Origin of the sequence: Alicyclobacillus fructus, assembly GCF_017329605.1 — a bacterium.
In the GTDB taxonomy this organism is placed as follows: Bacteria; Bacillota; Bacilli; order Alicyclobacillales; family Alicyclobacillaceae; genus Alicyclobacillus; species Alicyclobacillus fructus.
On the sequence record NZ_JAFMTY010000072.1, the window covers coordinates 1 to 807 of the forward strand.

Genomic DNA, 807 nt, shown 5'->3' on the forward strand with positions numbered 1-807 from the left:
ACGAAACAAAACCGTCTCGATCGCCATCCACCTTGTCCACATGGTCAACATTCGTCGAAACGCGTAATGACGCAACTAGAGAATTAAAATCCTTTTCCATATAAAGGCGACAAAACCGCCACAATACACCATCCCTGCCGCATATGGAAAAGCGCGTTCCATTCCACACAAAACAACTCAACAATCAAACTCTTCAACCCACTTAACATACGCCTCGCTTCTTCAACCACCAATCTTCCCAGACCACCACATGCGGAAAGATCACCACGCCGAGCATCTCCACCAGATTTCCTTCCTTCTTGCGAAACGCGAACCTTCCAGCGTACGAGCTGGCAACCCAGGCCCACAACACATATCCCACGATCAGTCCTTTTACAGGCGTTACCGAAGAAAACGCAAGCCCCAAGCACACTGCCGCCGTGTAACCCGCCATCATCAACGCTCCGAACGGGTCGCTGACCGACGGGTCATTCTTGCGCAACGACAAATACCAAAGCCACGACAGAATCAAATAGCCCATTCCCGCCGAGACCCGCCAAACGACAGCGACATGAAGGTAATGACACCCGATCAACACGCCACCAATCACGACGTACCAAGCGATCATTTCGAGAATCACTTATAATGATCCCTCCCCAAAGGGAGGACTTTGCAGGGCAAAAAACTCGCCGCGCCCCTGCCACCTCCGGCAAGCTGCGCGGCGATTCTCCGCTTTCTTGTTCGGCACTACCTGCGTCTGTGGCTTTCGCAACCACGTCCCTCGCGAAATCGTCGGATCCAGTCCGCCTTCGCGAACGCGCTTCGCCC

At 53.5% G+C, this 807-nt stretch carries 1 protein-coding gene; it reads right to left on the reverse strand.

What is annotated here, in order from left to right; all coding sequences use genetic code 11:
* Positions 1-202: 202 nt before the first annotated feature.
* Positions 203-619, reverse strand: coding sequence for a hypothetical protein (locus J3481_RS14365; protein ID WP_012810505.1), 417 nt, complete (start codon positions 617-619; stop codon positions 203-205).
* Between the last annotated feature and the right edge of the window lie 188 nt (positions 620-807).